Origin of the sequence: Sorangium sp. So ce302 (assembly GCF_051530145.1) — a bacterium.
In the GTDB taxonomy this organism is placed as follows: Bacteria; Myxococcota_A; Polyangia; order Polyangiales; family Polyangiaceae; genus Sorangium; species Sorangium cellulosum_B.
The window spans coordinates 5,281,541-5,302,845 of record NZ_CP150326.1 but is presented as its reverse complement, the minus strand read 5'-3'; the positions used below and the strand labels follow the sequence as shown (position 1 = coordinate 5,302,845).

At 70.8% G+C, this 21,305-nt stretch carries 15 protein-coding genes; 9 read left to right on the top strand and 6 right to left on the bottom strand.

The window, feature by feature from the left end:
- The first annotated feature begins 32 nt into the window (after positions 1 to 32).
- The 5 genes from WME73_RS20080 to WME73_RS20060 all read left to right on the top strand — a co-directional run bounded on the left by WME73_RS20080 (position 33) and on the right by WME73_RS20060 (position 5,659).
- On the top strand, positions 33 to 968 hold the full coding sequence (locus WME73_RS20080; RefSeq protein WP_437916772.1) for a hypothetical protein: 936 nt from the start codon (positions 33 to 35) through the stop codon (positions 966 to 968).
- Between the two features lie 566 nt (positions 969 to 1,534).
- Positions 1,535 to 3,607 carry a DNA ligase D gene (ligD, locus tag WME73_RS20075; protein ID WP_437916771.1) on the top strand — a complete coding sequence of 691 codons (2,073 nt, stop codon included), beginning with the start codon at positions 1,535 to 1,537 and terminating at the stop codon, positions 3,605 to 3,607.
- Between the two features lie 192 nt (positions 3,608 to 3,799).
- Positions 3,800 to 4,432, top strand: coding sequence for a hypothetical protein (locus tag WME73_RS20070; RefSeq protein WP_437747024.1), 633 nt, complete (start codon positions 3,800 to 3,802; stop codon positions 4,430 to 4,432).
- A gap of 12 nt (positions 4,433 to 4,444) precedes the next feature.
- Positions 4,445 to 5,044: an RES family NAD+ phosphorylase gene (locus WME73_RS20065; RefSeq protein ID WP_437747023.1), complete on the top strand. Its 600-nt coding sequence runs from the start codon at positions 4,445 to 4,447 to the stop codon at positions 5,042 to 5,044.
- 189 nt (positions 5,045 to 5,233) lie between these two features.
- Complete coding sequence (locus WME73_RS20060; RefSeq protein ID WP_437916770.1) at positions 5,234 to 5,659, top strand: hypothetical protein; 426 nt, start codon at positions 5,234 to 5,236, stop codon at positions 5,657 to 5,659.
- Between the two features lie 52 nt (positions 5,660 to 5,711).
- Here WME73_RS20060 and WME73_RS20055 read toward each other — a convergent pair whose 3' ends face one another.
- Positions 5,712 to 6,320, bottom strand: coding sequence for a DUF4360 domain-containing protein (locus WME73_RS20055; protein WP_437747021.1), 609 nt, complete (start codon positions 6,318 to 6,320; stop codon positions 5,712 to 5,714).
- Positions 6,321 to 6,584: 264 nt separating this feature from the next.
- Positions 6,585 to 8,438 carry a M14 family zinc carboxypeptidase gene (locus tag WME73_RS20050; protein ID WP_437916769.1) on the bottom strand — a complete coding sequence of 618 codons (1,854 nt, stop codon included), beginning with the start codon at positions 8,436 to 8,438 and terminating at the stop codon, positions 6,585 to 6,587.
- 636 nt (positions 8,439 to 9,074) lie between these two features.
- Here WME73_RS20050 and WME73_RS20045 point away from each other — a divergent pair.
- A complete protein-coding gene (locus WME73_RS20045) occupies positions 9,075 to 9,779 on the top strand; it encodes a hypothetical protein (RefSeq protein ID WP_437747019.1) in 705 nt (234 codons plus the stop codon).
- A gap of 348 nt (positions 9,780 to 10,127) precedes the next feature.
- On the opposite strand, the gene WME73_RS20040 is transcribed toward WME73_RS20045, so the two are convergent.
- A complete protein-coding gene (locus WME73_RS20040) occupies positions 10,128 to 11,045 on the bottom strand; it encodes a hypothetical protein (RefSeq protein WP_437916768.1) in 918 nt (305 codons plus the stop codon).
- A gap of 780 nt (positions 11,046 to 11,825) precedes the next feature.
- Here WME73_RS20040 and WME73_RS20035 point away from each other — a divergent pair.
- From WME73_RS20035 to WME73_RS20025, 3 genes are all read left to right on the top strand, one after another.
- On the top strand, positions 11,826 to 12,839 hold the full coding sequence (locus WME73_RS20035) for an extensin family protein (RefSeq protein WP_437916767.1): 1,014 nt from the start codon (positions 11,826 to 11,828) through the stop codon (positions 12,837 to 12,839).
- Between the two features lie 196 nt (positions 12,840 to 13,035).
- A complete protein-coding gene (locus WME73_RS20030; protein WP_437916766.1) occupies positions 13,036 to 14,643 on the top strand; it encodes a hypothetical protein in 1,608 nt (535 codons plus the stop codon).
- Between the two features lie 48 nt (positions 14,644 to 14,691).
- Positions 14,692 to 16,242: a hypothetical protein gene (locus tag WME73_RS20025; protein WP_437916765.1), complete on the top strand. Its 1,551-nt coding sequence runs from the start codon at positions 14,692 to 14,694 to the stop codon at positions 16,240 to 16,242.
- Positions 16,243 to 16,282: 40 nt separating this feature from the next.
- On the opposite strand, the gene WME73_RS20020 is transcribed toward WME73_RS20025, so the two are convergent.
- The 3 genes from WME73_RS20020 to WME73_RS20010 all read right to left on the bottom strand — a co-directional run bounded on the left by WME73_RS20020 (position 16,283) and on the right by WME73_RS20010 (position 21,303).
- Positions 16,283 to 16,633: a hypothetical protein gene (locus WME73_RS20020; protein ID WP_437747014.1), complete on the bottom strand. Its 351-nt coding sequence runs from the start codon at positions 16,631 to 16,633 to the stop codon at positions 16,283 to 16,285.
- A gap of 11 nt (positions 16,634 to 16,644) precedes the next feature.
- Positions 16,645 to 17,091, bottom strand: coding sequence for a hypothetical protein (locus tag WME73_RS20015; RefSeq protein WP_437747013.1), 447 nt, complete (start codon positions 17,089 to 17,091; stop codon positions 16,645 to 16,647).
- A 1,461-nt stretch (positions 17,092 to 18,552) separates the two neighbouring features.
- On the bottom strand, positions 18,553 to 21,303 hold the full coding sequence (locus WME73_RS20010) for a sensor histidine kinase (RefSeq protein WP_437916764.1): 2,751 nt from the start codon (positions 21,301 to 21,303) through the stop codon (positions 18,553 to 18,555).
- Positions 21,304 to 21,305 lie beyond the last annotated feature (2 nt).

Below are 21,305 nucleotides of genomic sequence, written 5' to 3'. Positions count from 1 at the left end.
CCTGCGATCGTCCTCTGCTACCGCGCAGCGCGATGGGTCAACCGGACCTGTTCGCCAAACGAACGTTCGCCGAAGAGACGGAGCGCCTCACTGGAGGTGCCATCACCTGGCAGGATCCACCGGAGATCCGGCTCGAGAAGGTGCAGTGCGATGGCCTGCTCCTGATCCACCGCCCGGCTCTCCTGGTGGAGCTGACAGCGCCCTGGCCCGAGGCGCGTGGGCACGAGGAGGTGATGGTCGAGCTGAAGCTCGCCGGGGATCACGTGGATCGGAAGGCGATAGAGCGGGCCCTCTTGCGGCGGCAAGCGAGGCAGCTGCAGCGGGTCGAGCAAGCGGAAGAGGCGCCGCCCTGGGTGGGCCACGAGCCGCTCTGGCTGGTCGCTCCTCACGTGCCGGAGTGGCTGCAACGGGTGTACGCGCCCAGGCGCTTCGCGCCCGGCTGCTACCGCGTGGAGCCGCTCGGGCACTGGGTGCTGTGGGTTGCAGCGAACGAGCTCCCCCTGCGGGACGAGCTGATCGCTTTCCTGGTCGCCCGTTCCGGGCGAGCCCTCGACGAGTTCGGCCGGTGGGTAGCCGGACGCCGGCCCATCGAGTGGGTGCTGGCCATGCTAGAGTACCTGGCCATGTCAGCGACGACCCGAGAGGAGCTCCTGTGGAGGTTCGGCAAGGCCGAGGACCCGGAGGTGGAGGCCCGGCGGCAGCGCATCCTCGAGGTGCTGCTCGAAGCGAGCCCGCAGGTCCAGGAGCGGCTCATCGAGAAGGGCATCGAGAAGGGCATCGAGAAGGGCATCGGCAAGGGACGTCTGGCCGAGGCACGCGCTGCCCTGCGACGTGTGCTCGCTCGCCGGCAGCTCGTGCTGAGCCCGTTGGACGACGCTCGCATCGAGGCGTGCGTCGAGCTGGCGACCCTGGAGCGGTGGCATGACCAGGCCATCACCGCGTCGAACGTCTCCGAGGCGCTGCAGTAGCTCGGTCCGGCACCAGGCGTACCCCCTGTCGCTCGCCCCTCACGGCAGTGCTTGACCCGTTCACGCCGTCCGGGACGACCATCCGACCATCACAGCGGCGGCGACGCGCAGCACCAGCGTTGCAGCGTTCGTTCTATTGCCGATTTCCTCGAGTCCGTCCTTCCTTGATCTAAACCACCCGCGCGGTCCTGCGCACCTGTTCATTCCAGGCGCCGTGGCAGGCGTGGGAACTCGGATGTTGCGCGGGAGCCCGTGCGCCAGGATCCGAGGAGATCCGCTGCGCAGAGCCGCGGCTGGCGCGCCAGGGGTGAGGCCACGTGCGTGGCAGATCGCCGCATTCTGGGGCGCGCATGTCGAGCTCAGCCGGCCGCGCAACGTCCGGGAATCGGAAAACCACCGGGAGGCGACGATGCCATTGCGGTATCGGAATTGCTTTTTCCACCAAAAGCGACGGTGGCATGATGATGGCCGGACAAAAACAGGCACAAGGCGCGGGGCGGCGGACTCAAGCGGTGCGACAAGCAACCCTGACTGCCCGTCGCAAACGCGGGGCAACAGCGGCCGATGTGGACAGCCAGCGCTCGTCCGCGGCGACGGGAGACGCGGACACCACCGCAGCGGTCCCGCGCCCGACGCTGACCTATGCGGATGCGCTCGAGGGCGCCCGGAAAGGGCCGTTCCCGGGCGAGATCGAGCCCCAGCTCGCGACGCTCGTCACCGAGCCGCCCCCGGGCGAGGGGTGGCTCTACGAGGTCAAGCTCGATGGCTATCGCATGCTCGCGAAGCTCCGCGGGGGGCGCGTGACGCTCCTGACCCGCCGCGGCCAGGACTGGACCGAGCGGTTCGCGGGCGTGCGCGACGACCTCGCCCAGCTGCCTGCGCGGGAGGCCGTGCTGGACGGCGAGATCGTCGTCGTGAGGCCGGACGGCGTGACCGACTTCCAGGCCCTCCAGAACGCGCTCAGCGACGGGAATGGCAGGCGCGAGGGGCGCCTGATGTACTTCGTCTTCGACCTGCTCTACCTCGACGGCCGCGATCTCCGCGGGTGCACACAGGTCACCCGCAAGCGGGCGCTCGAGGCGCTGCTCGCAGAAGCGCCCGAGGAAGGGCACCTGCGTTACACGGAGCACGTCGCGGAGGACGGCTCCGCCGTCGTCCAGCACGCGTGCGAGCTCGGGATCGAGGGCGTCATCGCGAAGCGCCCGGAGGCTCCCTACCGGAGCGGGCGCGGCGACAGCTGGCTCAAGGTGAAGTGCGGCCGGCGCCAGGAGTTCGTGATCGTCGGCTTCACCGAGCCGTCCGGCGCCCGGAAAGGGCTGGGGGCGATCCTCGTCGGCGTGAACAGATCAGGCAAGCTCGCCTACGCCGGCAAGGTCGGCACGGGCTTCACGAGCAAGACGCTGACGACCCTGCGCAGCCGCCTCGATTCGATCGTACGCGCCACGCCGGCCTGTTCAGGGGCGCCGCGCATGCGGGGCGCGCGCTGGGTCGAGCCCCGGCTCGTCGCGGAGGTCCGCTTTTCCGAGTGGACGCGCGACGGACGGCTGCGACACCCCTCCTTCGAAGGGCTCCGCGAGGACCGCACCCCGGAGTCGGTCACCGTCGAGCGCGAACAGCCGCCGCCGCGATCGCCGCCCGGCGAGGCAGCGGGCGCGGCGCCAAGCAGGGCGGCCGGCGCGGCGCCGAGGAGGGCCGCGAGCACGACGGGGGGCAAGGCCCCGCGCGGGGGCCGGAGCAGCGGCGGCGCCGAGCGGGTCGAAATCGCCGGGGTGCCGCTGACGAACCCCGACAAGGTGCTCTATCCCGCGCAGGGGATCACGAAGCTCGCTCTGGCCCGGTATTACGAGCAGATCGCCGAGCACATGCTGACCCACGCCGAGAAGCGGCTGCTCACGCTGGTCCGCTGCCCCGCAGGCCAGGGCAAGCCATGCTTCTTCCAAAGGCACGAGGCCGAGGGGCTGTCCGAGGCGATCCAGCGGATGGCCGTCGAGGAGGACGACGGCGAGCGCACCTATCTCTATATCGAGACCACCGGAGGGCTCGTGTCGCTCGTCCAGATGGGGGCGCTCGAGGTGCACCTCTGGGGGAGCCGCGTGGACCGGATCGAGCAGCCCGACAGGATGGTGTTCGACCTCGATCCAGCGCCGGATCTCCCGTGGGAGCGCGTGGCGGACGCGGCGAGGACGGCGCGGCGCCTCCTTTCGTCGCTGGGGCTACGGAGCTTCGTCAAGACGACGGGCGGGAAAGGCCTGCACGTCGTGGTCCCGATAGCGCCACGCAGGGGCTGGGACGAGGTGAAGGCGTTCACGAAGGCCGTGGCCGACGCGCTCGTGCGCCTCGATCCTGCGCGGTACACCGCGACGATGTCGAAGGCGAAGCGCGCCGGCAAGGTCTTCGTCGACTACCTGCGGAACGGGCGCGGCGCCACCGCGGTGGCGCCCTACTCGACGCGGGCGCGCCCCGGCGCGGCCGTCGCGACACCGCTCTCGTGGGACGAGCTCGACGCGCCGCTCGATCCCGCCTCGTTCACCATCGACACCGTGCCGCAGCGGATCGCCACGATCCGGGACCCATGGGCAGAGCTCACGAGCGTGCGCCAGTCGATCACCAGCGCGATGCTGAAACAGGTCGAGCTCTGACCTTCTTTCCCACGTCCCCGACAAACCCAGGAGCCGGTGAGCTCACCGAAGAAGAACGACACCAACGACACCAACGACACAGCGAATGGCTTTCACTGACGTTCCGTTCAGCGTGGTCGTAATGACGCAGAAAGGTGCCGGGCGCTTGGTTGACGGCGCTGCGCGCGCGCTGCATCGTCCCCTGGGTCGGCCATGGCCAAGGATCGGGACTCCAGCGCCCTTTCGGAAATTGCAGAGCGACTCCAGCAGTTCGATGGTGAACCGCTGCGGGTCGCGTTCCTGGCGCGCGGCATCGACGCGCTCACCCAGGTCGCGGAGCGGCTCGATCAGAGCGAGCTTGGCGAGGTGGACGCGTCGCCCAGCAACGCGGACGCCCTGGTGACGGCGCTCACGCAGCCGAGCGCCGTCGGCCTCTTTTCCGCTGCGGATCCGCTCATGCCGGCCCGCCTCCGCGGCCTGCAGGCGAGGGACGCGCTCCTCGCGGCCGAAGGGGGCACGCTCACCGCCGAGGAGGTCGGCGAGGGGCTGCACCTCTCGCCCCAGGCGATCGAAGCGCGGCGCGCCGCCGGAAGGCTGCTGGCCGTCAGCATCGGCGCTCGTGGCCACCTCTACCCCGCATGGCAGTTCGCGGACGAGGGCCTGCTGCCGGGGATGGAAGAGATCCTGGCCCTCCTCGAAGAGCACCCCCCGCTGGCGAAGGTCCGCTTCTTCCTCTCCGGCAACCTCCGCCTCGACGGCGAGCGGCCGCTCGACTGGCTCCGCCGCGGCGAGCTGGACCCCGTGCGGCTCGCCGCGCGCACCTTCGGTGAGCAAGGCGCGGCCTGAGAACGCGCCGCGATGACGACGACGCTCGGGGCGCATCCGGACCCGCCCCCCGACCTCGCGACGTCGCCGCTCCCCATCGCGATCTACCGGCGGAGCTGGTTCCGGATCCACTGGCTCACGCGTGAACCGCTCCACTTCGGTCGCTCGGGCGACAACCGCTTCGACGCGCCGGACGGCGAGTTCGGCGTGCTGTACGCCGGGAAGGACGCGCGCTGCGCCTTCATCGAGGTGTTCGGCCACGCGACCGGCGTGCGCTTCGTGGAGCAGAGCGAGCTCGCCGCGCGGGGGCTCGCGCGCATCGCGCCGCTGCGGCCGCTGCGGCTCGTGAACCTCACGGGAGAGGGGCTCGCGCGCCTCGGGGCCGACGCCCGCCTGACCTCGGGGGAGTCCTATCGGGCCGCCCACCGCTGGGCGCGCGCGATCCACGACCACCCGAGGCGACCCGACGGCATCGCGTACGTCGCGCGCCACGATCCGACCCGCGTCTGCGCCGCCCTCTTCGAGCGCGTCAGCGCGGAGCTCGAGGTGACCCGGCTCGGCTCCCTCGCGGATCCGGCGCACGCGGCGCTCCTCGCCAGGCTCCTTGATACCTACAAGTTCGGGCTCGTCTGAGCCTGGACGAGCGGACGGCGGCGCCGCGCCTGTGGCGCTCCGCCGAGCGCGATGGCGGCGCAGGGCGCGCGTGCGGGCTCCGCGCGCGCGCGCCGGCACAACCGGTGCTTCTCCCTAGAAGCAGGCGCGCCGCCGCGGCGCCGCGATGGGCGGAGATCGCGGGACGCACGGCCGAGAGGCGGGGGTCCGATGAAAATCAAGAATCTGCGGCTGGAAACTGGCTATCTCGTGGAGCCCATCCCGCTCCAGAAGGGGATTTCGGTTCATCAGATCCAGATCACCACGGTGGGCGAACAGGCGTCGTCTCGGGTCCGGATCTCGCTCGATCCCAACCGCTGCACGGTGGACAGCTTCGGCGAGGCCAAGGCGTGCACGCGGGTGGCGCCGGTCCAGATCGAGGCGGACGTGGAGCTCCTCGAGGAGTGCGACGACAAGCAGCTGCTCGCCCTCAAGTTCGAGGGGGGCAACGGGCCAGCGGTCCGGCTCGCGCTCCTGCCCCTGTGCGGCACGGGCAAGGAGGCCATCGTCGCGCGGCTCCTGATCTTCGGGGAGACCGGGGAGATCATGGCCATCGTGCCGATGCAAGGGTCGTCGGCCGGCTGCCTGATGGCGTGAGCGAGCCCGGCGCGGCACCGCCGCGCCAGGCTCGCCGGGCGCCCTGCCGACCTCAGGGACCGGGACAGGGGCGGTACACGAGGCCGTACTCGAGCCGGACCTGGAGGTCGGTCGTGTCGTTGGTCAACACCCCGGAGCTCGACGGCGCAAGCCGGTTCGTGACATAGAGGCTCGTCTTGATGTTGAGCGGCCGCACGGTGCCGCACTCGGACCAGACCGTGGTCGTGAAGGTGTCCGTGCGGGAGAAGTCGCTCGTGAACGGCCCGATCATGCTCCACATGAGCGGCCCCGAGGTGAGCGGCGACCCCGAGAAATAATACGATGTCTCGTGGAGCCCCTGGACGCCGCCCTCCAGGTCGGCGAACCCCCGGTACGTGGCGTCGAAGACCGCGACTTGCCACCCCGGATCGAACCGGAGATCCACGGCCAGCTGGCAGAACGCGCGGTTCGCGGCGCGGCCGATGCCCGGGCCGGCGTGCGCCTCGAACTGGTCGAAGATGACGGTCAACGCCTTCTGATCAGGCGAGATCACCCCCGCAGCGGAGCCGACAGGACAGCCGCTGCCAGCATAGGTGAAGTTCGCGATCCGCGTATTCTGCGCCAGCGCAGGAAACGCGAAGAAAAACGCCGAACAAAAGCCGAACGCCCATCGCAGGAACATCGTCCCCCCCTTTCGCCGTCAGGCGACATCACGTCGCCGTGCGTCGTCGTAGGCGCGCGCGTCACCGCTATCGCACGCCGGCCGACATGTCGTGACGAGCATGCGATCCCCGCGCGCTCCGCGCAACCCGCGCGGGGCCCCCTCGCCCGGCGCGGCGCCGCAGACTGGCAGGAATCCATCGAATGATGTGAGGCCTGTGGGGCACACGGACATTCGACCAGAGCCGGAGCGCAGGCGAAGCAGACGAAACGAAGGAGAGGCCTGTCACGGCGGCGCGGCGACGCGAAATACCGGGACGAGATTCACGCGCTCGTCCCAGGACGGATGGCGCTTGTAGAAGAAATCGAGGCGAGCCTTCGCGTCCTTCGCAAACGCAGGATCGCGCAGGCGCGCATTGAACTCGCTGCGCAGCGCAGGATCCGCGGCGAGCATGCTGCGCGCCTCCTCCTCGGCGACGTAGGCTTCCATGTACTCCTTGCGCTCGAAGGAGGTGTTGAAGAAGCCCCAGGCGACGAGGGAGTCGGGCGCGAGCGGCTCGAGGAGGTGCAGGACGAGGGGCGCCCGCGGCTGCGCGATGGGAACGAACAGGGAGCCGGCCGGAAGATCCTGCCGCTCCGGCCGGAAGGCGCCCTGGAGCTTCACGCGCGTCCGCCCCTCGAAGGGCCGCTCGAACGTCACCGCGTCGGCCCGGAACGCCTCGACGGCGAAGCCGGGGCGAGCCTCGGGGAGGATCTGGTAACGCACGCCGTGCAGGCGCAGCTTGTCGGCCACCCAGGCCGCGTGCGCCGCCGGGATGACGTAGCCGGCCTCGGGCGCGGTGACCGTCAGGTCCGGCTGGATGCGGTCGAACAGCGGCACGCGCCAGATCTGCGGGCGGGACTCGTCGTAACGGGTCCACGTGCCGCCCGAGATCTCCGAGGCGCGCTTCTCGTAAGCGAAGCCGCGGAACGGGAAGATGCGCGAGGCCGGCCCCGCGCGGTGCGTGAGGGCGAAGGGGACGCCGGCGAGGCGCGCGCTCGCGGCGTCCGCGCGCTCGGCCGCGGCGCGGAGGGCACCCGCGCCGGAGCCGGAGGAGACGCGCTCGAAGAGCGCCGCGAGGAGGTCGTGGACCGCGCGCACGCGCTCGGCGTGGGTGGCCCAGCTGTGCGTCTCGACGAGCACGCCGATGCGGTTGCGGGCGGCGCTGTAGGACTGCGAGAAGCGCGGCGGCCCCGGCTCGGTGGAGATCCCCGACGAGGGGTCGTCGTCCTCGCGGAAGGCCGGGTAGAACGGGAGCGGCAAGTGACCGAGCGCCGAGAGGCGCGCCTGGAGCTCCCCCGAGAGGGCGCGCGCCACGGCGTCGAGCCCGCCGGGGTGAGGCACCGAGGGCTCCACGACCACCGCGATGTCGTGCTGGAACTTCGCGCCGTCCGTCGTGTGCAGGTCGACCTGGACCACCGGATCGCAGGCGTCGAGCAGCGCCAGCATGGCCCGCATCTCGGGCGCCTCGGCCTTCATGGTATCGCGGTTCAGGTTGAGGTTCTGCGCGGTGGCGCGGAAGCCCATCTCCTCGGGGCCGCGCTGGTTGGGCCGCTGGTTTCGACGGAACCGCTCGTGGCCGTCGACGTTGAAGACCGGCACAAACACCGCCGTGGCCGTCACGAGGGCGCCAGGCGCCATCGCGCCGTCGAGCAGCTCGCGGAGCGCCCAGAAGCCGCCGTCCTTGCCGTCGATCTCGCCGGCGTGGATGCCGCCCTGGAACAGGATCACCGGGCGCCGCTTCGCCCGCGCCGCCGCGGGGTCGAGCGTGCCGTCGTCGGAGGCGGCGATCGCGAGCATGGGCCTGCCCTCGGGCGTCGTGCCGAAACGGACGCAGCGGGCGCGGCCCGGATAGGCCTGCTCGAAGTCGCGGCATAGCCGCTCGACCTCGGCATAACGACCGGTGCGCCGGAAGCCCGTCCGCTCGGCCTCGGTGACGAGCGAGGGCGCCTCGGGGCGCGCTGGCCCGCCGCCGGCCGGCGCGCCCCGCGCCGGGGCCTGGCGGGGCGCGAGCAGCGCGGCCAGCGCGATCCCGAGGGAGATGTGGCGGCAGCCGAGGGAAACGAGGCGGCCGGGGGCCGCGATGCAGGAGCGAGACATCGGGGGAGTCGAGCAAATTCCGTGTCGAACGGCAATGGCGCGATCCCTGGCCAGAAGCAGGCCAAGCGCGATGCCGGTCAGTCAAGCCGGACGCTGATCACCCGCGATCGCGCGAATATCGAAAATCATGGTGGAGCACCGGTTCGCGAAGAGCCTGGCTGGCCGTCATCGTGCCCAGCGAGCCCAGCGAGCCCAGCGAGCCCAGCGAGCCTCGAGCGCAGGCCAAGGGGGGGCCTCACCGCTGATCTGACAACCAGCGCGTGGGGGAAGCCACCGGCGTGAACGCGGCCCCTTGGATGCATGGAAACCATTGTTGATGCAGCGACATTTCCCAGGAGGAAGGCGTATCGCGCCAGAAAAACTCCTGTCGCCTGAGGTGAGCCTGGCGATTCGCCCTTGGTCTCCTCGAATCGTTTCGCTTTTCCTTTCCCCGGGGCGGCGCGGGTTGGTCGAGCTTGGCGCTGGTATCAGTTCTGCATGAGCGCTCGGTGGGAGCCAACAGCACACTCGAACCAATAAATTCGATATTCGTTTGATCGCTTGCCATGTGTCACATCCGGTCACTGACGTTACCGTCACCGGTGGCGCGTTGCTGGCGCTCGGACTTGTGTCGGATCACCACACCAGGAGTACCCCGTGATCTGGAAGTCTTCACGCTCTCTCTTCACAACAGCTACCATCGGCACAGCAGCCGTCATCGGCGCGGCGACGGCTCCGCTCGTTCTGGCCACGCCGGCCATGGCCGGCGACGCCGGCGCACTGACCCGGAGCGTATCCACGCCTCTTGTCGTCTTCCGGGGAAGTGTTCCCTCGCAGGAGGAGGGCAGCGTTCCCTCCGATGACGCGGGCGAGGATCTCGCCGATGGCATCGATGTCGAGGAGGTGCAGGGTGATGCCGTGCCGACGCAGGAGGAGGCGCAGGTCGAGGCACCCAGCTCCCGATTCAGCGTGCGATCGGCTGCCGGGAGCGCCGCCGTCCAGACGTTCAGCTACACCATCGGAGGCGCCACCATCAACGTGCCTACCGGGTGCGCCCTCACCCACGTGATCAAGGGCTCCGGACGAAAGATCAGGGACCAGATCGCTGGCGTGGACTGTGTCGGTCCCGCTGCCCTCCTGAGCCGGTTCTGCAACGCCCGGATCGAATTCCACTACGCCGATACGTCCGGCAAGACGTACAGGATCACGCGCGGGCCCCTGCACACCACGTGCAAGGTTGGCACTGTGCCGACCTTCAATATCAAGAAGGACCGCACGCTCCCGAAGTACGGCAAGGCGTGTGCGCAGCTCTTCGTCAACGGCAAGCGCCGCGCCGTCCAGTGCCATTTCATCACCAGGTAGCCCCATGAGGATGGACATGGCTCGGCCACGGTCGGCCGGCCGATGACGGCTCTTGGTGAGGACGCGAGCGCCTGGCGGGCACAGGGGCACCAGCGCATCATTCCTGATCGCTGGCGTGCCGGACGGCCGCGCAGCGTTCGGATGTTCTTCGAAGGCGTCCGCCGCGGAGGTGGGCGGCGATGGCTAGCACTACTGCGGGAAGTCAGGCGGTGGAGTGAACCGCCATCGCGCCAAGGGCGCCAAGAAAACCAGGGAAATGGGCGGGGAAAATGCCGGGACGGCACTTCCTCTCTCCCTTGGCGCCATGGCGGTGTTTCTGCCGATCCGGGGCAACTTCCCGCAGTAGTGCTAGCCGGTGAACGGCGCGCCGTTCAGTGCGGCGCCGGGCCCCGATGGCGCCGCCGTATCCGTGGGCGCCGCCGTACCGGTCGGCGCCGGCGCCGTCGGGGCAGCGGGGGCCTCGTCTGCCGGCGCGGCGGCGGCATCGCTGGACGACGCCGCGCGGCCCGTGCGGCCCTTGTAGAGAGACGGGGCGATCGCATCGGCGTCCCCCTCGTCCCAGCGCAGGTACGTGACGGCGCGGCGGGTCTGGTCGTAGGCGTGGACGAGCAGCGAAAACGCGCGCGCCCTCCTGTCCGCGGCCTCGGTCGGCCCGGGACCCTTGCCGTGCTCCCTCACGCCGAGGGCCGCGAGGATCTGCGGCCCGATCTCCCCGGCGCGCCTCATTTCTTCCTCGGTCGCCGCCGTCCTGCCGGCGACCTCCGACCAGCTCGCAGTGAAGAGCGCCGAGAGGGCGACGAGGTCATTGGCCGTGTCGATGTACCCTTGTCCGGCGCGGATCTCCGCGACCGTGTCCGCGTCGAGCAGGCCGCGGCGGGCCAGCGCCTCGGCGTCGCTCAGCAGGTTCTCGCGCAGCGGGGCCGCCTCCGCGAGCAGCGGCTTCAGCGCGTTCTCGGCGCCTCCGCTCGACAGCCACGCGAGGTGCGCGTACCAGGCCGCGAGCGCGTAAGCCTCGAGCCGGTCGAGCGACGCGAGCTCGTGCGTCGGCAGGCGCTCCGCGATGGCGGAGCGCAGCGCGAGGAGGCCGGGCAATACGCCTAGCACCTGGGAGACCACACGGGGAATATCGAGGTTGATGGCGATGAGCCGATCGGGGCTGAGCGCCTCGATCTCGGGCAGGGTCTCGTCGAACGCCGCCGCCGCCTGGGGCGGGGCCGCGGGCTTCTTGGGGGCAGGCTTCTTCTTGAGTGGAGAAGGCTTCGTCATGAGGGGATGACCTCTCGTTGTTCGTCGTCGCGGAGCAGCGGAGAACAGGTACGGTGCGCTCCTCACCCCCGCGCGCTGGACGTGTCGAGAACGTCAGGCGCACACCGGACGTTCCGGGCAGGGATAATCACCCCCGTCAAGCCGTCAATCGACCTCACGGCTGATTTTCTGACGGCGTGCCGCCGAGCGTCGTAATCTTGCGCCATGGCGCTCGGGCCCGCGCGGGGCTGGATAGCGACGTCGCCCTGCCAGAAGGGAGCCCGGCCCTTGCGGAGCGCGAGCCAGTGGCTCGGGTGCTGCTCGCGCCGTGACAGGCGCGCTGGATGTGGCGATGGTTGGATAGCACGCGCTGTGCCATGAACCAGAGAGCACCGTTACGGGCCACCGTCTCCCGTGCCACGAAGGCTGCGGGGAGCCTCTCCCCGACCGTGGCCGGTGCGATGAAGGCTGCAAGGAGCTTCCCCTGGCCCGTGTCCGGTGCCACGAAGGCTGCGGGGAGCTTCCCCTGGCCCGTGTCCGGTGCCACGAAGGCTGCGGGGAGCCTTCCCGCGGACCGTGTCCGGTGCCACGAAGGCTGCGGGGAGCTTCCCCTGGCCCGTGTCCGGTGCCACGAAGGCTGCGGGGAGCCTCCCCCGGACCGTGTCCGGTGCCACGAAGGCTGCGGGGAGCCTCCCCTGGCCCGTGTCCGGTGCCACGAAGGCTGCGGGGAGCCTCTCCCGGACCGTGTCCGGTGCCACGAAGGCTGCCAGACTGCCCGGTTTCTCCTAAGCTCCGCCAGAGATGAGCGCGCTCCCTTCCCGCCGTGCGCTGACCCTGGGCGCGGCCCTGATCGGCGCTGCGGCGCTCCTCACGCCGCTCGGCATCGCCTCACTACGTCACGCTTCGGAGGAGCGGGTCGATGCCCCCGCAGCGGCGGCGCCCGCGCCCCCCGGTGCAGCGACGGCGCTCGCGGATGGCGGGGACGGCCCTCTGGACGGCGACGCCGGCGCGCCTGCGGACGGCGCGGCCGCCCTCCTGGACGGCGGCAGGGACGCGGGCGGCGCGCGGTTCGAGCTGCCCGCGTGGTCCGCCTCGTCGCGCGCGGCCACCTACGGGGCGCTCTCGGCCGACGCTTGCGACAGGGAGATGAAGCGCCGCGGGATCCCGCACGCCCCGGCGCGCGGCGCCCCGCTGGTCGACCGGCCGATCAGGATCACCGGCCCGCTGCGCGGGGTCACGTTCCGCGGCGACGGGGTCGCGAAGCCCAGGTCGGCCTCCCCGTTCGACATCGCCGATTGCCGGCTGGTCCTCGCGCTCGACGATCTCGCCGCCTTCCTGACGACGCGCGGGATCGTCGAGGTCGTGCACTTCAGCATGCACCGGCCCGGTCCAGCGGGCGCTGTCGCTCCGGCGAAGGCGCCCGCGAAGCCGCCGGCAGGCAAGAAGACCCCGAAGGCCGCCGGCAAGGCGGCGAAACCGGGCGAGCGCGCCGCGAAGAAGCCGGCGGCGGCGCCCGGGCGCCCCAACCAGCACGCCCTCGGGCTCGCCATCGACGTCGCTGCCTTCGTGAAGGCCGACGGGACTCGACTCGACGTGAAGGCCGACTGGCTCGGCGCCATCGGCGCGCCGCCGTGCGGCCCCGGATCGGAGCCGAAGGCGCCCAGCCTCCACGCGCTCGAGCTGCGGGAGATCCTCTGTTCCATCTCCACGAGCGGGCTGTTCAACGTCGTCCTCACGCCCAACGCGAACGAGGCGCACGCGGATCACTTCCATTTCGATATCAAGCGAGACGCACGCTACTTTCTGCTGGAGTGAGCGCGCGTCACGGCGCGGTGTCGCTCCGATGCACTGGACGGATCGAGTGCCCACCGGAAGCGAAAGGCCCGCACATACGCTGACCAGCGGGCCGCATTGCGTTATCGAGAGACATTTTTCACCGGGAAATGCTCCTTGATGCGGGTTCCTGCTGGTTGACGCTGCGCGGCTGGCGCGACTACCGTGCACGCGGAATATGGGGATCCGGGGCAAAGCCACCAGGCGAGCGTCCGTTGTCGCTGTTGCGCTCTGCGCATGGACCGCGAGCACATCGACCGCGTGCACGTACTCCGATGCCTGCTGGGAGACGCGCACGTGCGCTCCGGATCCGGAGCCGCCGCCCGGACCGTGCGAGGGAGAGCCCGGCACGGCGCCGGCACTCGACGAGTGCGGGGTGTTCGTCAGCGAGCACGGCGACGACGACCACCCCGGCACGAAGGACGCGCCGGTGAAGACGCTCCAGCGCGCGGTCGGGCTGGCCGCGACCAGGCGAGGCGGCGGCGAGGCGCCGACCCGGCGCGTGTACGCTTGCGGCGATGTGTTCGAGGAGGCGATCTCGCTGCCCTCGGGCGTCGATCTCTGGGGCGGCCGTCTCTGCGAGGGGGGCGATTGGTCGTTCGGCGGGCCCGCTCAGCGGACGACCATCGCGCCGCCCGGGGGGGTGCCGCTGCGCGTCATCGAGGGAGACGACGCGACGTCGACGATCTCCGGCGTGCGCGTCGTGGCGGCGGACGCCTCGGCGATCGACGGCAGGTCGTCGATCGCGGCGATCCTGAGCTACGGCGCCAGGGTGAAGCTGGTGTCGAGCGTGGTCATCGCGGGCAACGGCAAGGACGGGGAGCCCGGCGAGGACGCGCCGAGCGCCAGCGCGCAGAGCGGGCAGTTCGGGAACGACGGGGCGGACGCCTGCACGGAGGGCGCCGCGGCGGGCGCGCTTCCGGTCGTGACCGCGTGCGGCGAGGGCATCGAGTCGACGGGCGGGTACGGGGGCTACGGCGGGATCGAGCAGGGCGGCGACGGCGCTTCGGGACGGCCCGAGCCCGCACCGAACCCCGAGGGCAAGGGCCTCGGAGGAGCCGGCGCCGGCAGCATGGCAGCATGCAGCGAGGGGAAAGATGGCGCGCCCGGCGCGGACCATGGCCGCGCCAGCGGCGCGGCCGGAATTGGTTACCTCACCGACGACGGGTGGATCGGTGTCCGCGGTGAGGACGGGGAGCGGGGCGGTGTCGGCCAGGCCGGGGGCGGCGGCGGCGGAAGCAAGTCGCGCGACGGCGTGAGTCTCCGCGTGTGCCCGGCCTCCCGACCCCAGACCGGGGCGGCCGGCGGCTCGGGGGGCGGCGGCGGTTGCGGTGGCCTGGGCGGCAAGGGCGGTGACTACGGCGGTGCGAGCATCGGCATCGTGGCGCTGGAGGGCACGGAGCTCACGATCGAGGCCACCGAGGTGGTCACGGGCCGCGGCGGGAACGGGGGGACCGGCGGAACGGGCCAACCGGGCGGCTTCGGCCAACACGGAGGGTACGGTGGCAAGGCGCCGGACGGGATGTGGAACGCCTGCCATGGCGGCAGCGGCGGCAACGGCGGCCGCGGGGGCGACGCCGGCGGCGGGCTCGGCGGCCCGTCCATCGGCATCGCGTACGTGGTCCCCAACCTGGTCCTCCGGCCCGGCACCGTGATCACGGTCGGAGCGGCCGGCGAGGGCGGCCTCGCGGGGAACGCCGCCACGACCGATGAGGCTGGCAAAGGCGGCTTCGGTTCTTCGGCGCAGACCCAGGCGTTCAGCGGGCCGAACGAGCTGCCCCGTTAGCGCCTTGATAGCGTGCGTCCCCAGGGACGCTTCCGGTGAGGCATGCCCATGCGCGTCAAGTCCGTGTTCCTTCCGTTCGTCGTCCTACCGCTCGCCATGGCCGGTTGCGGGAACTCTCCGGAGGTGAATGAGCCGGGCGGCGCACCGCCGTGCGACGCTCCGTCCGCCTGTCCGGGCGATGCCGTCCCGGAGTCGGCGTGCCTCGAGGAGCTCGCCGCGGATCGCGCCCTCGACGGCTGCGGGGTGTTCGTCAACAGCGAGATCCTCGGCGGCAACGACGCGAACCCCGGCACGAAGGACCGGCCGGTTCGCTCGATCCAGCGGGGGATCGAGCTCGCTCGCACCGGGCGCGGTCGCGTGTTCGTGACCGACGATACCTTCGTGGGGGCGATCAGGCTTCCTTCCGGCGTGGACATCCATGGCGGCTTCGACTTCCTCGAATGGAGGCGCCGGAGCAGCGACGACAGCGGCCGTATCAATTCCGAGACCGATGCGCGGATCGCGGTGATCGTCGAGCCGGCGCGCCCCGGCGACACGGGGGCTGCGGACGGGGTCTCGACGCTCGATCACGTGTGGGTCCTGAGCGGGACCCAGATCGGGGTGCTCGTTCAGTCCAACACCGCGGTGGAGATCGTCCGCAGCGAGATCAGGGCGTTCAATTACGGCAGGGCGGGCCACGACGGGGAGGCATGGCCGAGCCGAGCAGCGACCGGCCCCGATGGCCTGCTCGGTGAGGACGCGTGCTCCGCCGCCAGGATCCCCGGGGGCGCGGCGGTGACGAACCCGTGTGACGACGGCCCCGACGGCACGGCGAGCACCGGCGGCAAAGGCGGTGATGGGCTGCCCTCGGGAGCCGAGGACGGGGCCACCGGCGAACCGGTGCCGGCGGCCGACCCGACCTCAGGCCTCGGCGGCGACGCGGAGCGTGAGGAGAGCGCCTGCTGGAACGGCCAGTCCGGGCTCTCCGGGTCCTCGGGAACGGCGGGGGCGGCCGGCCGGGGCATCGGGCGCCTCACCGAGACGGGATGGGAGGGCGACAAGGGGACGGACGGCGGCAGGGGCACGCCGGGCCAGGGCGGAGGCGGGGGCGGCGGCCGGCGCGGCGGGCTCGCCGTGTGCATGGCGGCGGACAAGGGAGGGGCCGGCGGCGGCTCTGGAGGCGCTGGCGGCTGTGGCGGCCGAGGGGGTCGAGCCGGCGAGAACGGCTCGCCGTCGATCGGCATCGCCGCGCTGCACGCCAGGGTGACGGTCCGGGACAGCGTCATCAAGGCGCCCGCCGGTGGGGCGGGAGGCGACGGAGGACCGCCCCAGCAAGGCGGCAAACCCGGACGAGGCGGGTACGGCGGCGACGGCTACGACGGCGCACCGGCGTGCCGCGGTGGCAGCGGCGGTTATGGAGGCGACGGCGGCTACGGCGGCCCCGGGCGCGGCGGCGACGTGATCGGGATCGCCTACCTCGACGAGGACCAGCTCACGCTGGAGGGGGTCACCTTCGAGCTGGGCCTGCCGGGCCCAGGCGGCACCAGCTGGAGCCACGACGGCACCATGACGACCGGAGAGGATGGCGTCGCGGCGGAGACGCTGCGCTTTCCTGAGTAGGCAGTGTCGCGAGCGAGCTCTTACGCTGGCGGGCGCCTCGTCACTTCTGCGTATCAGGAGCAGATTCGGTGCCGCGACGATCGAAGATCTTCAAAATAGACTCGATCATCGTCCGCAGCTCTTGTGGAGGCTGGCGCGTAGTCGTCCACTCCAGCACCAAGCCGACCAACCTTCGGACGAAGTCACAGTCAGCCTGCCGCACGACTAGCGTCGTCGTCACCTCTCTAGATAGAATCGCATCGAAGGCGTCTCCCATCGCGCACAGAGTCCCCAACCATTCATTCGTCGGGAGCTCGGACACCGACGCACCGACATCGAGCGACTCCACGATCGCAGAGAGACAGTTAAGCCCCTCAGAGAGCGCCTGCGCCGCTTGCCGCTCACGCGTCATTTCCCCGTCCTCTACTTGTCAAACTGATATCGACAAAGCCAAGTTCCAATTGGATTGATGATGGTGCAGTTGTCTCCATTTGAATACTGATAAGAGCATGTCCACGTGGGTTTGCCACCTTTGCACCAGTACAGATCGCCAACTCCGCTGCTCGGGCTGTACGGATGCGAAGCGTGATGAACGCAGTAGGCGCCGATCGCCTCGCACTGGTCTACGCACGTATTGCTGCCGGGGGATGCGCAATTCACCTGGGCTGCTGCCTCAACGGCTTCACTGCACTCGGAACGCTCCAGCTCGTCTTGCGGATCCGGTGGCGCATCTCCGAAGCCTCCGGCCCCACCCGGGGTGATGACGCCTGCGCCGACGCCCTCACCACGACCATCCCGAAGGTAGCACTCACCCATGTCGTAGTTGCACGCAGCAACGAAGCCACAGATCAGAATTACACTGGCCTTCATGTCGCCTCCAGTCGCAAAGCTGGTCCGACGGTTGAGCTGACCGCCATATCGTCAGGGAGCATCTGCCCGCATGGAGACGACGCTATCATAGGGAGCCTCTGCATGGTGCAATGCCCACCTTAACACTATTGCTGGAGGTTGCCCCAGATCAGCAGGCAGGCCGCCATGACGCCAAGGCCGCCAAGAGGAGATAGCAAGGGCCGTCCCGGCATTTTCGTCTCCTATTTCCCTGATTTCTTGGCACCCTTGGCGTCATGGCGGTTTGCCTCCCAGCTCGACTTCCCGCAGTAGATTAAGCTCACGCCCCGCGGCTCGCCGCAGGTTCGCTGACGAGCCGCACCACTCGAGACTCTTCTCAGTCGAGCGTGGCGTCAATGGGTAACCAGGCGTACAAATTCTGTCCGTGCGCCAGTTGGGGCGGCCGGCCGAGGCATCGGGCGCCTCACCGAGACGGGATGGGAGGGCGACAGGGGGACGGACGGCGGCAGGGGCACGCCGGGCCAGGGCGGCGGCGGAGGCGGCGGCCGGCGCGGCGGGCTCGCCGTGTGCACGGTGGCGGACAAGGGAGGGGCCGGCGGCGGCTGCCTGGTCGAGGCCAGGGCGCTTCGTTCGGCCTCGCACTCATCGTCGGCAGGCGTCGTGCCCGGAGACGTGGGTGACCCGATTGGCAACGCCAGATGGCTCGGCCTCGGGAACCCGCGAACGAAGAGCCATGCAGAGTTCCAGTTGTGCCCTGGTCGAGGCGAGAACGGCGCGTTCCTCTCTGCAGCCACGGCCGGGAGAGGGCGCAGTCGAACTCTGGGGCGATGCGCTCGGAAACGCTTGTGCGCGTGGCGCGTCGCGCATAGAGACCCGTCCAATGAAGGCGCCAGCGGCACCGGCAATGAGCGCGAACACGAGGCAGCTGCGAGTTGTCATTGCACCTCTCGCTACCACGCGCAGCCTGGGGGCACGGGCCGACAAACCGCGTGATCTTGATCAAAAGAGCACGCCCGTCGCGGTATGTCTTCCCGATGCGGCGAGACTCATCTCGCCAGAGCGCGGCGTCAATGGGTGACCAGGAGTACAAATCCTGTCCGTGCGCCAATGGGGGCGGCCGGCCAGGGCATCGGGCGCGCCATCGAGGCTGGATGGCAGGTGACGCCGCGCCGCGCCCCCGCCGACGCCGCGCCCCCTCGGGATGCTCTTCTGGGGGTGGCTCTTGGGGCCGTCGCGGCCGAGCGGCGCGGGGGCGCGAGAGCCGGGGAGAGCGGGCCGAGCTGCCACCTCGCGCGGCCCGGGTCGCGGGACGACGTTCTCTAGAGCGGTTTTCAGCTGAGCCTGGTACGAGCGTCGCAGAGCGGCGGTCACCCGCACAGGAGACGGGTCCAGATCGGCGTTTTCGGCGCGGAAGCGCACTCCAGTGCGCTGAGCACCGAAAACGTCGAGATGGGCCCGTATCCGAAGCGGGTGACCGCCGCTCTAGCGGCTCCCTCCGGCGGCGGCTCCCTCCGGCCGGGCGAGGGGGAGCGTGAAGAACAACGTGGCGCCAGCGCCGAGCTGACTCTCCGCCCAGATCCTCCCGCCGAGGGCCTCCACGAAGCCCTTCGCGATGGTGAGCCCCAGCCCGGTCCCCAGACGCGCGGTCTCCGCCACCTGCCAGAAACGATCGAAGATGTGAGGGAGCTCGTCGGCGCGGATCCCCGCCCCCGTGTCCGCCACGGCGAAGAGCGCCTCGTCGCCGCGTGGCTCGGCTCGGACCGTGATGGCCCCTCCCTCCGCGGTGAACTTGATCGCGTTGCCGATCAGGTTCGCGAAGACCTGGAGGACCCTCTCGCGATCGCAGAGCACCTCGAAGCCGCCCCCGCCGTGGATCTCGCCCTCGAGCACCAGGTGCTTCTGCGTCGCCAGCGCCCGCTCCATCTCGATCGCGTCGTGGACGAGCGCGCCCGCCGCGTGCCTCCGCTTCTCCATCGACAGCCGACCCGACTCGATGGCGGCGACGTCGAGCAGATCACCGATGATCCGGAGCATCCGCTGCGCAGCGAGGAGAATGACCTCGGCCTTCCTCCTGTCGGGCGCTCCCTGCTCGTCGGCCGGCAATGTCCGCATGAGGAGAGCCGCGGCCGTCAAGATGGCGCTCAACGGATTCTTGAGATCGTGAGAGACGATGGCGAGGAAATCGTCCCGCGTGCGAATGGCGCGCTGCGCGTGCTGGTACAGGCGCGCATTCTCCACGGCCGTGGCGGCCCGGCGCGCCACCTCCTCGGCCACCACCAGATCGGCGGCGGAGTAGCGGCGGCTCGGCTCCGCCGTCACGAACGTGAGCGTGCCGATCGTCCGCCCGCGGGCCACGAGCGGCACCACCATCACCGCTCCCGCGCCGCCTGCGCGGAGGGACCCTCGATGGCCCGGATCGTGGGCGGCGGCCCCCACGGCAGACTCGGTGATTTCAGGGATGAGGAGCGGCTCGCCGGTCCGCATCACCTTCGCCTGCGGGGTCTCCCTGCCCGGTCGTTGGGCGAAATCCTCCATCCGCTCGGTCAGCCGTTGCTTCGCGGGATCGGCGGACGTCGGCGCGAGGCGCTCGACACGGCCGTTCTCGTCGACCAGGTCGACGAAGTAGAGATCGGCCAGGGCGTGCACCGACAGGCGCGCCACCGTGGAGACCGTCTCCGCGTAATCGAGCGAGGAGGCGAGGACCGCGCTGACCTCCGCGAACAATCGCTGCACCTGCTCGGCTCGCTTCACCTCCATGATATCCCGGAAGACGAGCACCGCCCCCGAGACCTGCCCTGCTCGCTGCAGAGGGGCGAACGTGCAGCTGACGTGCAAGGCCGCTCGGTCCCGGCGTGAAACCACGTCCTCGTCGCTCCGGACCGGCTCGCCCGTGTGGATCGCCCGCAGCGCGGGGTGATCCTCGTCAGGTACGGACGTCCCATCCGCGCGTCGAATCTGGACGACCTCCTGGACGCGCCGCCCCACGACCTCCTCCGTCGTCCAGCCGAGCAAGCGCTCGGCCGCGGGGTTGAAGAAGGTGATCCGCCCTTCGCGATCCATCGCGATCACGCCCTCGCCGATGCTGCCGGTCACCGCCCGCGTGAACTCGAGCTGCTCACGGACCCTCGCCTCCACCTCCTTCGCGGGGGTGACGTCCGTCGAGACGCCTTGAAGCCGAGGCGCGCCGGCGCTGTCGTTCACCAGGTGCACGCCGCTGTGGAGCCAGAGCACGCGACCGTCCGCCGTCCGACAGCGATGGTCGCAGCGCTGGTCCCTCTCGGCGGCCAGCGTCCTCCGGAGCGCCTGCTCGAGCTCGCCGCGATCGTCCGGCTCGGCGCAGCGGCTCCAGAAGTCGGGCTCCGCGAGCCACCGCGCGCGCGGATAGCCGAGGAGCTCCTCGGCCTGCGCGCTCACGTAGAGGACCTGGAGCGTGCGCGCGTCGGCCTCCCAGACGAACGCTCGATCGAGGTTGTCCACCAGCGCCTCGTAGCGCTGCCGCAGCGCCTCGGCGAGGGCCCGCTGCTCGTCGGCTTCGGCCTGCCTCCGCTGGGCCGCTGCTCGCGCCTCCTCCGCGACCGCCTGCTTGGCGTCGATGATCGCCTGGCGATCGAGCGCGATCGCGAGCTGGTTGACCGCCGCGTTCACGAACACGAGATCCGGCTCCTCCAGACGGGCGGCGCCCTCGATCTGGAGAGCGCCGAAGATCGGCCGGCGGTCGATGACGAGAGGGAGGACGAGGAAGCACCCGCGCTCCTCTGCCTCGGCCCGCGGGGCCCCGGCAGGCTGTCCGGAGGGCGCGTTCGTCGCGGCCGGCCCGCCGTCCAGATCGGCCGGCCGCGCGGCCTCCGAGCCGGTGAGGTAAGCGTACGAGGTCGCGGCATGGGACCTGGCTGCCTGGAGTCGATCGGCGCCGACACCTTCGGCGCTCCAGACGATGGTCCTGACCCCGGGGCGACCCGGGACCTCCAGGAGGACGAGCGCGGTGCGGAGGGGGAGCGCCCGCGCGAGGGTCGCGAGGACCGACGGGACGGTCCGCTCGGCGCCCTCGAAGCGCGTGAGCTGCTTGCTGATCTCGTAGAGGTACAGGACGCGAGGGTACGCGCGCTCGAGGCCTCCGGCGGCCGGAGCCTCGCCGCCGCGCCGCGCCGGCTCCTGCTCGCCCCGCGCGTCGTCGCTCCTCGCCTCTTCCCGGTGTGCTCTCGGCGGCTCCTTCGTCCGGCGGCCAGCGCTCATCC